Origin of the sequence: Candidatus Njordibacter sp. Uisw_002 (assembly GCF_047730155.1) — a bacterium.
Lineage (GTDB): Bacteria > Pseudomonadota > Gammaproteobacteria > Pseudomonadales > Balneatricaceae > Njordibacter.
Window position 1 is genome coordinate 799,387 of the sequence record NZ_CP159832.1, and the last position, 13,823, is coordinate 813,209.

A 13,823-nucleotide genomic window follows, 5' to 3' on the forward strand; every position below is an offset into this window, starting at 1 on the left:
CCAAGACAAGTTTTGGAAGTGAAAACTGATGATGAACGACCTCAATTTTACCCACTCTATAGAAGAGTGGCCCCACTTTTGTATTCCACTGGCACACGGTACTCAATTAGCTGCAAGGGCTTGGCTGCCCACCAATGCAAGCTCTTGCCCTGTGCCTGCTATTTTAGAATACATCCCTTATAGAAAACGCGACGGCACCGCTACTCGTGATGAGCAAATGCATCCCTACTGGGCGGCTTTTGGTTATGCTTGTATTCGGGTTGATATGCGAGGCTGTGGTGAGTCTACTGGATTGATGTTAGATGAGTATTTACAACAAGAGCTTGATGACGCGGTAGAAGTGATCAAATGGCTTGCAGATCAGCCTTGGTGTAGCGGCAAAGTGGGCATGATGGGCAAGTCTTGGGGTGGGTTTAACAGTCTCCAGGTTGCGGCAATGGCACCACCTGAGCTAGCGGCTATCGTCACAGTGTGTTCTACAGATGATCGTTATGCCGATGATATCCATTATCGTGGAGGCTCTTTATTGCTGGAAAACTTTAGTTGGGCTGCTACCATGTCCTGCTATATGTCCAAGGCACCAGATCCACTATTATTGCCAGACACATGGCGCACTTTATGGCTCCAGCGATTGGAAGCCATGCCTTTTTTGGCTAAGCAATGGCTAGAACATAGTTATAAGGATGATTACTGGAAGCACGGTTCCATTAATGAAGACTATAGCGCCATTAAGGCCGCCGTTTACTGTATAGGTGGCTGGGGTGATGCCTACTCAGAAGCGATTCCACGCATGATGCAAGGGTTGTCTTGTCCAAAAAAAGCCATGATTGGGCCATGGGCACACAAATACCCTAATGATGCATCGCCTAAACCTGAAATCGATTTTCTTGGTGAAGCCAAACGCTTTTGGGATTATTGGTTAAAAGACATTGATAATGGCATTATGGCAGAGCCTAGCATTGTTGCTTATATCCAAGACAGCGTGCCACCTCAAGCCGCCTATGACGAGCGCCCGGGCATATGGGTAGAAGGTCATCAGTGGCCTATTCAATCTGGCAGCCTTAATTTTTGGCTAAGTGACTCGGGTGAATTAGTTGAACATGCAACCGGTGGGCAGGTGAGTGTTGATAGCCCCCTCACTACGGGTGCTGCGAGTGGCGAATTTTGTGTGATTTGGTGTGGGCCAGATTTTCCAACGGACCAACGCCAAGATGATGCCAATAGTGTGTGTTTTGACACTAAGCCCATGGTGCAGGCTGTCTCTATTTTGGGGGGTGCCGTGTTTAACACGCATGTGACTAGTGACCAGGCGTGTGGCCAAATGATTTTACGTTTGTGTGATGTGGCGCCAGATGGCAGCAGCACTCGCATTACCTATGGCATGCTAAATTTGGCAATGCGTGCTGGTTTAGATGATCCTCAACTCGTTATTGCAGGGCAGTCTATGGAGATCACTATAAAGCTGGATGACACAGGTTATGAAATCCCTCAAGGTCATAGATTACGTTTGTCCATCTCCACAGCTTACTTTCCGCTACTTTGGCCAGCGCCACAAAAAGCTAATTTAAATTTAGACTTAAGTGCTACTCATTTGAGTATTCCATGGCATGACCGTAGCGGACAACTCACTCGAGACTTGGGCCACGGGTATGTGTGCCCAGTTAAAGCAATGACTGACACAAGGCCCGAAACACACACCCGTAGCACCCAAATTAATGCTGTTAATGGTTTGCACACGACCATTATTGACGACGATTTTGGTGAGTTTACTTTTGTCGAGCATGGGCTCACTGTAGGAGAAGTCTGCCATGAAGAACATGGCATATTACCCCATGATCCTCATTCTGCGACAAGCTTATGCCAATGGCATTCCCACCAATCTAGGGTGGATTGGGAAATCGACGTTTATACGCGCCTTAAAGTCACTTGTGATGCAACTCACTTTTACCTAGATGCCACTTTAGAGGCCTTTGAAAATGGTCAAAAAGTACACTTAAAAACCTGGCAAGAACATATATTACGAGGCTTTTCATGACCTTACTTGATACACAAATGCAGGCTTTTATAGCTCAAACTATGCAACACTACCCAGCTGATTCAGTGGTTTCTAACACGGCTCAACAAAGGCAGTGTTATAAAAATATGTATCTTGCTTTTGCGTTACCCAGGCCTGCTAATGTAAAAAGTGTAGACAAATATGTGGAGGGGCCTGATGGCCATTTAATCCCTGTGCGTCACTATGATCCTCAGGCTAAAAGTAGCCCTGAAAAGCTTAAACACCCCGTACAAGTGGTTTACTTGCATGGGGGTGGTTTTGTGGTGGGAGATTTAGACAGTCACGACGATTTATGTGCACAGATGGCCGATCTATGTGGTTTTAAACTGGTGTCGGTAGCCTATCGTTTGGCGCCTGAGCACCGATATCCTTGTGATATCACTGATTGTTTAGCCGTAGTGGATCACTTGCTGGAGCAAGGTAAGGCGGTTATATTGGTGGGTGATAGTGCCGGCGCCACCCTTGCTGCTTGTGTGGCTAATGCGCGATCAAGCTATACAGGCACTCAGTTATTGGGCCAAGTGCTTATATATCCAGCTTTGGCCAATGATGCCAATACCCCCTCAATGCAGGAACATGCCCATGCACCTTTATTAAGTAAACAAGACATGATTTTTTATCATGGTATTAGAGTGGGCGAGGGCCATGCTCCGATACAAGACCCTCTTTGCTGTCCTTTGCATGCATCAAGCTTTGCAGATTTGCCACCCAGTCATCTGTTTCCAGCTCAAATAGACCCTTTGTTTGATGACTGTGGGCTATATGCTAAGGCATTAAGCCGTGCAGGAGTTGAGGTGGAAAATCACACTCAGGCAGGTGATGGGTTGTTACATGGCCATTTAAGAGCACGGCACATGAGTGATAAGGCAGGGGCTAACTTTCAACTTATCTGTAAAACTATTTTAGCTCTTGGGTGATAGGCCTTTTGATATTTATTCTAAGCGACCGAAAAAGGTCATACGAGCCGATTCAGACAGAGCAACGTCAGCTTCTGCATTATAAGCCAACACGGCTAACATGCGTGTGGTGTTGCCTTGTGTTGGTGTAACACGATGAAGCGAGTCCCTGCCTCTAAATAACACTAAATCACCAGCAGACATAGCAAGCTTAAGGGTTTGCATTTGTCCATCTAAAACCTGAGCTACACCCGTATAATTCATATCCCCTTTGCTAGAATCTCTAAGGTTTGTGACATATTCAAACTGACCACCTGCTTTTGGGCTTTGAATCAATAAAGTGATTGCAAACGATGAATTATCAAAGTGCCAGCCCAGCTCTTGGCCTTGGCTTGCGTAATGTAAGTTTATGGAAGACAGGCTGTCAGCGTAGGGGTAAAGGTGCTCTTCACCCATCACAAATGCTAAAAATGAGCGTAACTGTGGTGAGTCGTAAAGCGTGCGCAGTGGTGAATCTAGTGCCACTTGGTCATCAGTGATGCAGCCCTTTGAAGACTGCACCCATCGGTTACGAGGGTGGTCATCAGCAAAAGAGGGGTCTTTTTGGGTGAGATAAACATTATGACCAGAGCTTGTATAAAAAGCCTCAGACTGTTTGTTGATGCCCTCATCTACCATTGCAGTGCGGGCAGGTAAAGTGAGAAAGTCTTTAAGAACTAACACTCCTTCTTTATCTAATTGAAGTTTGCAGGCTTGCTCATAGTGTTTTTGGTGAATGGGGTGAGCAGTGATATTGATCACTTGATTAAGCTGCATATTTAACTCCTAAGTAGTTCTAGCGTTTCATTATAGGGCATTAATGATTCGGTTGAATTGTTTGTTTCTTATTATATATACTCACCCTATAAGAATACTGGGAATAAAGTGTTAATGTTATTCAAACCAACAGATGATAATCAGCAATCGTACCGTGAACAAGGGTACCTTGTAGTGGATAAAATACTCCCACCTGATCAGCTTCCCCCTTTACACCAAGCGTTTGATGATATTTATCATGGTATCTTTGAAACGGGCGTCACGCCAGATGAGGTCAACTGGCAACATGGCACAGGGGATCCCAGCCTTACGCGCCAAATATGTAACGGCTGGAAAGCCAATCGAAGCATTGCATGCGTAGTATTAAATGAAGACTTAGCTCGTAGCATCGCTCAATTGGCCGGTTGGCCAGGCATTCGCATCATGATTGATAACCTATTATCCAAGCCACCTGGAGCAAGGGCTTTGGGCTATCACCAAGACAGTTCATACTTATCGTGGTTTACCCCTAGTGACCTTATATCCTGTTGGATTGCGCTTGATGACACCACGAAAGTGGGGGGTACGTTAGAGTTTGCTACCCATTCGCACCAGTGGCAAAAGGGTGTGCCTGTTGGTGAATTTCACGGGCCAGATGATTATCAAAAACCCATGCAACTTGCTGCAAAGCACGAAGGGGTGCAACCGCACATTAAATATGTGCAAGTAAAAGCCGGTGGTGGGTCATTGCACCATGGCTGGACATGGCATGGCTCTGGCGCTAATGAGTCTGCTATACCAAGACGAGCCTTAGTGCTGCATCTAATGCGCAGTGATGCCGCTTATGATCCCGACCAACTTGCCCAAGGCATTGGCCCTATTTATAGTCGCTACAAACATTTAGCTGACAACCAACTGGATGAAAATCACTTTCCCATTTTGTGGCATGAAAATGGCACTAGAACCCAAGCTATTGATGACTATTTAAACCCACCCAAAGCCACATGATCACTTAGTTTAAAGTGGAGTCTTAAACTATTACTGGGGTTTAAAAATTAGCCTGCATTTAGCGTATCTGCAGGTTACACTAGCGCACATACCAAACAATCCTACTAGCCATAGTGCCCGCTTACATAAGGTAGTTTTCAAATATGACTTCAAATAAACCAACCATTACATTGCTAGATGGCGGCATGGGCCAAGAGTTAATTAAACGAAGTAACAAAGAGATTACCCCGCTGTGGTCTACTCAGGTGATGATCGATGAACCTGAGATTGTGCGCGACTTACACATTGAGTTTATTCTTGCAGGCGCGCGGGTAATTACGTTAAATGCCTACACTATGACCCCTCAAAGATTAACGCGAGATGGCCAAATAAAAGATTTTGAAACACTCCAACTGGCTGCAGTGCATGCAGCTACTAGTGCACGAACTAAGGCGGGCATTGAAGGGGTGCAAATAGCAGGTTGCTTGCCACCGCTGGTGGCCAGTTATCATGCAGAAGTTGCACCTGCATATGATGAAATGATAGCTAGCTACAGCAAAATAGTAGCTGTTCAGGCGCCCCATGTGGATGTGTTTTTGTGTGAAACAATGCCCTCTATTGCTGAGGCTAAGGCTGCCTTATTAGCTGCTAAAGCGAGTGGTTTGCCAGTATGGGTGTCATTAACCATTCAAGACAATGATGAAGCCCAGTTGCGAAGTGGTGAGCCTTTGTCTCAAGCTGTGGCAATGTTACATGAGCTGGGTGCAGATGCCATATTACTCAACTGTAGCAAACCTGAAGCTATTTTGGCGGCATGGCCACAGATGCAATCAGATCAGGGTTTAACAGGGGCCTATGCCAATGGCTTCACTAGCGTTGACAGCTTAAAGCCAGGTGGCACTGTGAAGTCTATGGAGTCTCGATCTGACCTTAATCCGCAAGCTTATGCAGAATTTGCACTTCAATGGGCCAAACATGGCGCGGGCTTAATTGGCGGTTGTTGCGAGGTGGGCCCAGCTCATATTGCGCAGCTGGCTAAACGTTTTACCCAAGCAGGTTATGCAGTTTAAACCTTAGAGCACATAAACATTGCTAAAAAATAACGGCTGCCCACAGTAACAAAGTGCAGCTAATATCGAATAGATGTTTAAGCAGTGAGTGCTTTATTTGTTGAATGTGATGAGAATATGAATCATTTACCTAAAAATTTTGCTGGGCCATCAGCATGGCTGGGTAAAGACATGGCGAATAACCCTAAAGCTTGGTTATATCAGCTCACACAAGAAGATATTTTAGATTTGGAGAGTGCAGCTCAGCACTTTTTGAGCCTTGGCATTGATGTGGGCTGTATTACTAAAGAAACGTTCCCCTTACAGGCCTTTACCAAGCACGCAAAAACGTTAATCCATACTTTGTTAAGTGGAGTAGGAGTAGAGGTGTTAAGGGGTTTGCCTATTCAAAACTACACCCAAGAATTTACCGCAACCATTTTTTGTGGCCTAGGCGCACATTTGGGCAGTGCGCGCTCCCAAAATGCGAGCGGGCACATTTTAGGCCATGTGCGTGATGTTGGTGCAGATGCCAATGACCCTAATAGTCGTATCTACCAAACCAGCCAGCGCCAAACCTTTCACACAGATAGTGCCGATGTGGTAGGGCTGTTATGTATGCAAGAAGCCAAAGAAGGTGGACGCTCATTGCTAGTGAGTGCTGAGTCTATCTATAATCGCATGAAGGCACAGCGGCCAGACTTATTGCAAAAATTGTTTGAACCCATTGCTACTGATCGTCGTGGTGAAGTGCCAGAAGGTGCCAAACCCTTTATGGAAATACCCGTATTAAGTTGGCATAAGGGTTACCTTACGGTGTTTTACCAAAGGCAGTATATCGATAGTGCCCAGCGTTTTAGTGATGTTTTAAAACTAACACCGCAACACATTGCAGCGTTGGATCTATTTGATGAGCTTGCAAACAGCCAAGATCTATTTTTTAGTATGCAACTTCAACCTGGTGATATGCAGCTTGTGTATAACCACTGCCAGCTGCATGACCGCACTGGTTTTTTAGATTGGCCTGAGCCCCACAAGCGACGGCATTTAATCCGCCTATGGTTATCTATCGATGGAGACCGCCCGCTGCCAGAGTGTTTTAAACAACGCTATGGCACTATTGAAGTGGGTAACCGTGGGGGCATCATCACCCAGCATACTAAGTTACATGCGCCGTTAAACTAGCCCGATGCTGTTGGGTAAAAATCAGTTCGCCTAAAGAAAGGCAACCTTTAAAACTAACAATGAGACACACTGTTATTTTTAGTGTGTTTTAAGTTCACTGCCTTGTGCCCTTCGGATAGAAAAACAGCACTATGCAAATGAGGTTTAGAAGTTACACCATCAAAGCATGATCATCTAACTTAGGAGTGTCATAAGAGCAGCAGGGCCCAAAAAAGACCCTTTTACCCCATATTAAAAGTGACACTAGTATTGGTATTTAAATAGAGACTAAGGAGCCAATATTCCATCACGGTACAAAAGTGCATCGTTATGCCGCACGTTGATACCCATCGTGGTCCCTACAGTCATCTCAGTGTGCTTGCGAGTTTTCGCTTTAATCAACACATTGGCTGCTAATTCCAGCGTCACAATACCATCCACACCTAGGTGCTCAATCTTTTTAATGATGCCAACGCCAATGTTGGCTACCGTATCATCAACCAAAGAGATATGCTCAGGTCTGATACCCATTTGATAAAGTAGGGTGCTGCTTTCAGTGGGCGCTTGATGCGTCAGACTTAGGGCATCTGTGGCTAGGACCCCTTGGCGTGCCTCAAGGTTAATCATATTCATAGGCGGTGAGCCTATGAAATAGCCCACGAAATCATTCTGAGGGCGCGAAAAGAGTTCCTCTGGGGTGCCTGATTGTTGTAATAACCCATCTTTCATCACCACAATTTCATCGGCAAAACTCATGGCTTCACTTTGATCATGGGTCACTAAGATCATCGTTACGCCGGTTTGGCGATTAATTTCCCTTAACTTACGCCGTAGCATAAATTTCATTTGTGGATCAATAACCGTTAATGGCTCATCTAAAAGAATGGCACTAACGTCTTCTCGCACCAGACCACGGCCCAAAGAAATCAATTGTTTTTGATCAGCACTGAGCTTACGTGCTGGCATGTCTAGGGCATAATCCAAATCTAACAACGAGGCAACTTCGGCCACACGTTGCCTGATTCGAGCAGGTGCTACGCCACGACATTCCAATGGAAATGCTAGGTTCTGTCTCACAGTTTTAGTTGAATAGATGACAGGAAACTGAAACACTTGAGCAATATTTCGCTCTGAAGTTGGGATGTTAGTAACATCTTGCCCATCAAACAATAAGCGCCCATGTGATGGCGAGACCAATCCAGAAATAATGTTAAGCATAGTGGTCTTACCACAGCCTGAAGGTCCCAACAAAGCATATGTTTTACCATCCTGCCAAGTGAGATTGACCGGTTTCAAAGCATAGTCATGCTCACCATTGGGATTAGCTAAATAGCTATGCCCAAGGTTTTCCAATACAATTTTAGCCATCTTAGTTGTTCCTAAGTGTTATATTGCGGCCGTCTGGTGCAAACAGCATGATGTGTTCGGACTGGATGGATACGTTGATGTCATCCCCCGCTGCAAAGGTTTCAATACCCTCGACCATCATAATGGCGCGGCCAAAATCAAAATCGAGGTGAATGATAGTTTGCGACCCACTAAATTCTGACAAACCTATCTTGGCATTAAATGCGCCATCTGGCTCAATTGCATCAGGCCGCAGGGCAATGGTCACTGGGCCATCTTCTGGCAATACCAAGCCTTCACTCGGGGCAAGGTGGCCTTCGCTAAAGTAAAGTTCATGGTTGCGCACAAAGCCTGATACAAAGGAAATGGGTGGGTCACTTATGACACTGGCTGTATCCTTGGTCGGTGGGTTCGCAAACAGCTCTGCGGGCGCGCCGCTGGCAATAATGCTGCCGTTATGCATGACGATCATCGTGTTACCCAACTCCATTGCCTCGCGAGGCTCTGTGGTGGTATACAAAATGACACTTTCAGCGTTGTCTGCCACCAGTCTTGGAAACTCCTCACGCAGTTGCTCACGCAGTTTATAGTCTAGGTTTGCCAATGGTTCATCGAGCATCAAGATGCGTGACTGTTTAACCATAGCCCGGGCTAATGCAACACGTTGTTGCTGACCACCAGAAAGTTGCGCAGGTCGGCGTTGCAAAAATTCTCCCAAGCCAACCGTCGCCAGCATAGTGCTAGCCAGTGCTTGGGCCTGTGCTTTGTCTTTACCTTGTCGGCGCAGTGGAAAGGCCACATTATCCAGCACGCTTAAGTGTGGGTAATTGATGAACTGTTGGTACACAAGGGACATATAGCGGGCCCTGATGGGCTCCTCAGTAATGTCTTTTTCGTCTAATTTGATATTGCCATGGCTCAAAGGATTAAGCCCCATCAGGGCCCGCAAAAGTTCTGTCTTACCAGCCCCAGTGCGACCTAGGATTGTATAAATTTTGCCCGCCTCAAAAAGAAATGAGACGTCATCCAAAGAGACTTTGGCATCGACAGTTGTAAGATGATTAATCTGAAGCATTATAATTTACCTAATGGCCCCCGACATTGTGCCGCGTGACATGTAACGCTCAACAATGACTGCAACGCAAGCTAATGGCGCAACAGAAATTAGCGCGAAAGCTGATAGTGACCACCATGGCGTCACTGAGGAGTTAAGTGAAACAATTGAGACTGGCAAAAGCTGAGTCTCAGTAAATGTTAGAGTGAAGGCGAAGAAGAAGTCATTCCATCCAAAGATCAGACAGAACATACCTGCCACAACAAGCCCCGGCACCGAATTGGGCAGTATGACTCGAAAGAAAGCGCCAATGGGGCTGCAACCGTCTGTCATGGCCATCTCGTCTAACTCTTTAGGAATCCCTGAAAAGAAATCAGTCATCACCCACACAGCGATGGGCAGCAGTAATGCGATATACACTAAAACCAGACCAAAAATAGTGTCCAGTGCACCTAATTCTTTGAGCATTAGAAAGAACGGTATGGCAAGCACAATAGGTGGCATGATGCGCTGAGAGATGAAGAAAAAAGTGATGTCAGAATTCTTTACAAAGCCCAAGCGATACTCAAACCGAGAGAGGCCATAAGCCGCCAAGGTGCCCAGTATCAAACTCACTAAACTAGCGATGAGTGTGACCACCGCAGAATCAATAAACGGGCCCACAATGTTAATGCCCTGGGAGCCTGTAGTGAACAGTGACGTCCAACCTTGGGTGGAAGGTTCAAAATCAACCCAAGGGATATAGGTTGCACCGCTGGTAATCGCATTAGCATCTTTAAACGACGTCGACAGCGCCCAAAGAAACGGAAACACAACAAAGATTGACCAGCCAAGCAAGAAAATAGTTTTGAGGGTATGGTAGAACTTATTCATTTTATTCATCCTTCCCGACCAGCGTTCGTAACAGAAGTTTAGCGATGATAGTGAGACTGATAATCATGATCACTAGATAAACCAAAGACAAGGCGGCAGAATAACCGATCTGAAAGTCTCGCAAGCCGCGTATATAAATGTAATACGACGAGGTTTCAGTGGCAGTTCCTGGCCCACCTGAGGTTAGTACATAAACGGTGTCCATGATCTTTGAAGCCTCAATGAGGCGGATAATCAATGCACCAATGGTAATAGGCGCCATCAACGGAAAAGTCACCTGCCAGAATGTTCGCCATGTTCCTGCTCCATCTATTGCAGCCGCCAGGTAAGGTTCCTTAGGCAAGGACACCAAGCCCGCTAATAAGAGCAGGAACATAAAGGGTGTCCACTGCCAAACCTCTACAATTAACACACTAATGAATGCCCCCGTTGCACTGGAGAGCCACGGTACAGGCCCAACGCCAAAGGCGCTTAAAATATCATTCACAGGGCCTAGGCTTTCATGAAAAACGGTGCGCCAAATGACCGACATCACCACAGGTGTGGTCATCATTGGAATCAGAAATAATACCCGCAATAAGCGGCCCCCCCGCACTTGTTTCCAAACGGCTAAGGCCAGTGCAAAGCCCAGGGTGTACTGGAGCGATACGGAGATAATTGAAAGTAGCGATAAACGTTGCAGGCTTTGCCAGAAACGTTCGTCCTCAAACACACGGACGTAGTTACTGCCGCCTATAAAATCGAGTCCCGACTGGAATACATCCCAGCTTGAAAAACTAACTCGAACAGTAAATAAAAGTGGGAAAAGTATGATAGCCACCAAGGTTAAAAGAGCTGGTAGCAAAAAGAAGTGTTTTGAAGATAACATTTTAATTTTTCCAAGATGGTGTGTGGAGGCCAAGAGGCCTCCACACTACAGCATCAATCTTCGTTGTCTTCAAGCTTAACAACGTTTGAATACGCTTCACGTAACCGATCCTTGCCAATACGATCAGTGATGTCAGCCCATTCCTTAGCTACACCATCCAGCGCCTCTTGAGCAGATTTCTGACCAGCCATTGCCTCGGCAACACCGTTAGCCATAGATGACATGAACTGGCTTACACCAGGAACACGTAAATCAAACACACGGTTTTGACTTTGCTCCATGTTCGACAAGGTCGAAACATAAGACTCAGCTGTCTTGTCTTCCCAGCCTTGACCTTTCCAGAAGTCTACATCTAAATGCTCGTCACGGTAAGGGTTAACTCCAAAGCGACCGATCTGTAGGTCGTGCTTGGCGTTGGCTTCGTTAGAGAAGAAACACAAGAAGTCAAAAGCCATATCTTGTTCTTGAGACATCGACGATACAGCTGAAGACCATCCCCAAGTCATGTAAGGTGCACGGTTTGGCGTAGCAAACGTGTCCCACATGCCTGTGTCACGGTTCCAAACTTCACCCGCACCAGGCAGAGGTGCTGCAGCAACCATATTACGAATACGGCTATCAGGTTGGTTAGCCTGGACATAAGCATCATCCCAGCTGTAGCTCATTAAAGTCTGTCCACCACCGAATGAGAAGATCTCATCACCAAGTCCAAAGTTGTTACCCCCTGGTGGGAAGCTTTTTTGTGCATCAACAAACAGTTTTAAACCACGTACAAAGCCTGGTGAGTTTATCAATGGCTCCATTGTTTCTAAATCAAAGAAGAAACCACCTTTAACGTCTGGGTGCTTTGCGTAAGGAGCTGCACGACTAATGAACGCTGAGAACATCAAATCATCACGTTTGGCTACTTCAGCTGAACCATAATTTAGCTCCCCATCTCCATCCCAATCACGGTCGTTAAAGTAAGCTGCAACCTTGTTGTAGTCTTCCCAAGTCTCCGGCACAGTAAGCGCACTGCCAGTATCTGCAAGGAACTTAGCCTGTACTTCAGCATTGTCAAAAATATCAGTACGGTATTTCAAGTAATGGCGATCGCCATCCATTGGGTACTGAATCATCTGTCCATTCCAGGTGGCAACGCCAGTGAAGCTATCGGTCACATCTGCCATGCCCGTTGAATCAATGTACTTCTGCGGCACCGGCTCTAAGAAACGGTTAAAATCACCGATCCAAAGTGAAGCGTAAAATAATACGTCATAAGCATTTTGCTCACTTTGGAAAGGGATCATAATGCGCTGAAACAAATCACCAAAAGGTACATGTACAACGTTCACCTCGGCTCCCGTAAGTGCTGAAAACTGTTCAGCGTGAAGCGCTGTTGGTTCACCAATCACTGGGATTGCATGAGTGATGACGTTTAATGAACGTCCAGAATAATCTTTAGCATCGATCGCTTCGTAGCTACAGGTGCCTGGCAAATCCTTTTGAATACCAAATTGTGTGTAATCCTTTGCTAATGCCGGCGATGCCGCCGCAACAGCAAGGGCAAGTACTGACGCTGGTCCTATAAATTTATTTATTTTTATCATGCTTTACTCCAGTTTAGTTTAATTTTTTCGATTAAGTTCAGGGAATCAGAACAGCACGGCCGCTGATCTTACCGTCATGTAAATCACGCAAAGCAATGTTTGCATCGCTAAGCGAATACTCTTTGGTGGTAAGATCTACCAAGCCTCTGTGCGCCAACTCCATTAATTCTGTAAGTTCAGCCCAAGTGCCTACTAGATTGCCTATGATATTTTTTTCCGTGATAACTAAATCAACTGTTGGAATTTGAATATCTTCACCGTACCCGACCACGTAATAACTACCAGCAGCGCGGGTCATCTCTAAACCCTTACGGGTCGTCCCTTTTTCACCAACGAAGTCCAGTACTGCTTCAGCACCCCGGCCCTTGGTCAATGATAGAACTGCCTCGACTTCACCACCATCAGCTTGCACTAGATAGTTAGCACCACACTTGCCCGCAAGTTCGAGTGATTTAGCTGAGGTATCAACTACAATAATTTCGGCAGCACACATGGCCCGCAAAACTTGAATAGCAATGTGGCCTAAACCGCCTGCACCAATCACTACACAGTATTCACCAGGCAAAAGATGACGTGTCGCCTTTTTTGCTGCTCTGTAGGCTGTGAGGCCCGCATCTGAATAAGGTGCAACTTCTTTAGGCAACAATGAGTCAGGTAACTTGATGATATTACGTTCTGAGGTCACTAACGCTTCAGCATAACCGCCGTTTGAATCTAGCCCAGGGAAAGTGCCTTCACCATGCATGTCTTGTCCACGTCGACAAGCAATACAGGTGCCATTTGAAATCTTTGGATGCACAATGACGGGGTCACCCTTTTTTAAGCCTTCAACTTCAGGACCCACATCTTCAACCCAACCTGCATTCTCATGACCCAGAATGAGTGGTAAGAGCTGGTCACCGGTAGGGTCCATGTGAGGCCGCCAAACGCCTTCAATAACATGTAAGTCTGTCCGACAAACACCCGCGCCGCCAATGCGCACGATCACATCAGAACCTTTTGTAATTGTTGGATCTGGCACATCGATGTACTGAACCCAAGATGATGCAGTGAGGTCATCATCGTATTTATGTAGAACTTGTGCCTTCATGTAACTCTCCAGAATTATATTACTATGTTTGGTGTATGCAGCGAATATACCTACA

At 46.0% G+C, this 13,823-nt stretch carries 12 protein-coding genes; 5 read left to right on the top strand and 7 right to left on the bottom strand.

The window, feature by feature from the left end; translation table 11 throughout:
* Window positions 1-28: 28 nt before the first annotated feature.
* Window positions 29-2,035 carry a CocE/NonD family hydrolase gene (locus ABXT42_RS03835; protein WP_443629046.1) on the top strand — a complete coding sequence of 669 codons (2,007 nt, stop codon included), beginning with the start codon at window positions 29-31 and terminating at the stop codon, window positions 2,033-2,035.
* Entirely contained in the window at window positions 2,032-2,973 is a 942-nt protein-coding gene (locus ABXT42_RS03840) for an alpha/beta hydrolase (RefSeq protein ID WP_443629047.1), read from the top strand. The genes ABXT42_RS03835 and ABXT42_RS03840 overlap by 4 nt, the downstream gene beginning before the upstream one ends.
* 15 nt (window positions 2,974-2,988) lie before the next feature.
* Here the strand turns inward: ABXT42_RS03840 and ABXT42_RS03845 are convergent, their stop codons facing one another.
* Window positions 2,989-3,768 (bottom strand): HalD/BesD family halogenase, encoded by a 780-nt coding sequence (locus ABXT42_RS03845; RefSeq protein ID WP_443629048.1) that lies wholly within the window; start codon window positions 3,766-3,768, stop codon window positions 2,989-2,991.
* Between the two features lie 114 nt (window positions 3,769-3,882).
* Here ABXT42_RS03845 and ABXT42_RS03850 point away from each other — a divergent pair, with 114 nt between their 5' ends.
* The 3 genes from ABXT42_RS03850 (at window position 3,883) to ABXT42_RS03860 (ending at window position 6,968) form a co-directional block, all read left to right on the top strand.
* Complete coding sequence (locus tag ABXT42_RS03850; RefSeq protein WP_443629049.1) at window positions 3,883-4,755, top strand: phytanoyl-CoA dioxygenase family protein; 873 nt, start codon at window positions 3,883-3,885, stop codon at window positions 4,753-4,755.
* Between the two features lie 143 nt (window positions 4,756-4,898).
* The gene (locus tag ABXT42_RS03855; RefSeq protein ID WP_443629050.1) at window positions 4,899-5,804 is read left to right on the top strand and encodes a homocysteine S-methyltransferase family protein; all 906 of its coding nucleotides are present in this window, start codon (window positions 4,899-4,901) and stop codon (window positions 5,802-5,804) included.
* A gap of 117 nt (window positions 5,805-5,921) precedes the next feature.
* The gene (locus ABXT42_RS03860) at window positions 5,922-6,968 is read left to right on the top strand and encodes a TauD/TfdA family dioxygenase (protein WP_443629051.1); all 1,047 of its coding nucleotides are present in this window, start codon (window positions 5,922-5,924) and stop codon (window positions 6,966-6,968) included.
* Window positions 6,969-7,235: 267 nt separating this feature from the next.
* Here ABXT42_RS03860 and ABXT42_RS03865 read toward each other — a convergent pair whose 3' ends face one another.
* From ABXT42_RS03865 to ABXT42_RS03890, 6 genes are read right to left on the bottom strand one after another with little or no spacing between them, the layout of a single operon-like run.
* Complete coding sequence (locus ABXT42_RS03865; protein ID WP_443629052.1) at window positions 7,236-8,315, bottom strand: ABC transporter ATP-binding protein; 1,080 nt, start codon at window positions 8,313-8,315, stop codon at window positions 7,236-7,238.
* 1 nt (window position 8,316) lies between these two features.
* The gene (locus ABXT42_RS03870) at window positions 8,317-9,369 is read right to left on the bottom strand and encodes an ABC transporter ATP-binding protein (RefSeq protein WP_443629053.1); all 1,053 of its coding nucleotides are present in this window, start codon (window positions 9,367-9,369) and stop codon (window positions 8,317-8,319) included.
* A 6-nt stretch (window positions 9,370-9,375) separates the two neighbouring features.
* Window positions 9,376-10,221: a carbohydrate ABC transporter permease gene (locus ABXT42_RS03875; RefSeq protein ID WP_443629054.1), complete on the bottom strand. Its 846-nt coding sequence runs from the start codon at window positions 10,219-10,221 to the stop codon at window positions 9,376-9,378.
* A gap of 1 nt (window position 10,222) precedes the next feature.
* The gene (locus ABXT42_RS03880) at window positions 10,223-11,089 is read right to left on the bottom strand and encodes a carbohydrate ABC transporter permease (RefSeq protein ID WP_443629055.1); all 867 of its coding nucleotides are present in this window, start codon (window positions 11,087-11,089) and stop codon (window positions 10,223-10,225) included.
* A 53-nt stretch (window positions 11,090-11,142) separates the two neighbouring features.
* Window positions 11,143-12,678: an ABC transporter substrate-binding protein gene (locus ABXT42_RS03885; protein WP_443629056.1), complete on the bottom strand. Its 1,536-nt coding sequence runs from the start codon at window positions 12,676-12,678 to the stop codon at window positions 11,143-11,145.
* Between the two features lie 37 nt (window positions 12,679-12,715).
* Window positions 12,716-13,768, bottom strand: a complete 1,053-nt coding sequence (locus ABXT42_RS03890; protein ID WP_443629057.1) for an NAD(P)-dependent alcohol dehydrogenase — start codon at window positions 13,766-13,768, stop codon at window positions 12,716-12,718.
* Between the last annotated feature and the right edge of the window lie 55 nt (window positions 13,769-13,823).

Coding starts and splice junctions, on each gene's coding strand:
- ABXT42_RS03890 (WP_443629057.1), bottom strand. CDS start 13,768: ATGAAGGCACAAGTTCTACATAAATACGATGATGACCTCACTGCATCA.
- ABXT42_RS03840 (WP_443629047.1), top strand. CDS start 2,032: ATGACCTTACTTGATACACAAATGCAGGCTTTTATAGCTCAAACTATG.
- ABXT42_RS03855 (WP_443629050.1), top strand. CDS start 4,899: ATGACTTCAAATAAACCAACCATTACATTGCTAGATGGCGGCATGGGC.
- ABXT42_RS03835 (WP_443629046.1), top strand. CDS start 29: ATGATGAACGACCTCAATTTTACCCACTCTATAGAAGAGTGGCCCCAC.
- ABXT42_RS03875 (WP_443629054.1), bottom strand. CDS start 10,221: ATGAATAAGTTCTACCATACCCTCAAAACTATTTTCTTGCTTGGCTGG.
- ABXT42_RS03885 (WP_443629056.1), bottom strand. CDS start 12,678: ATGATAAAAATAAATAAATTTATAGGACCAGCGTCAGTACTTGCCCTT.
- ABXT42_RS03870 (WP_443629053.1), bottom strand. CDS start 9,369: ATGCTTCAGATTAATCATCTTACAACTGTCGATGCCAAAGTCTCTTTG.
- ABXT42_RS03850 (WP_443629049.1), top strand. CDS start 3,883: ATGTTATTCAAACCAACAGATGATAATCAGCAATCGTACCGTGAACAA.
- ABXT42_RS03845 (WP_443629048.1), bottom strand. CDS start 3,768: ATGCAGCTTAATCAAGTGATCAATATCACTGCTCACCCCATTCACCAA.
- ABXT42_RS03865 (WP_443629052.1), bottom strand. CDS start 8,315: ATGGCTAAAATTGTATTGGAAAACCTTGGGCATAGCTATTTAGCTAAT.
- ABXT42_RS03860 (WP_443629051.1), top strand. CDS start 5,922: ATGAATCATTTACCTAAAAATTTTGCTGGGCCATCAGCATGGCTGGGT.
- ABXT42_RS03880 (WP_443629055.1), bottom strand. CDS start 11,089: ATGTTATCTTCAAAACACTTCTTTTTGCTACCAGCTCTTTTAACCTTG.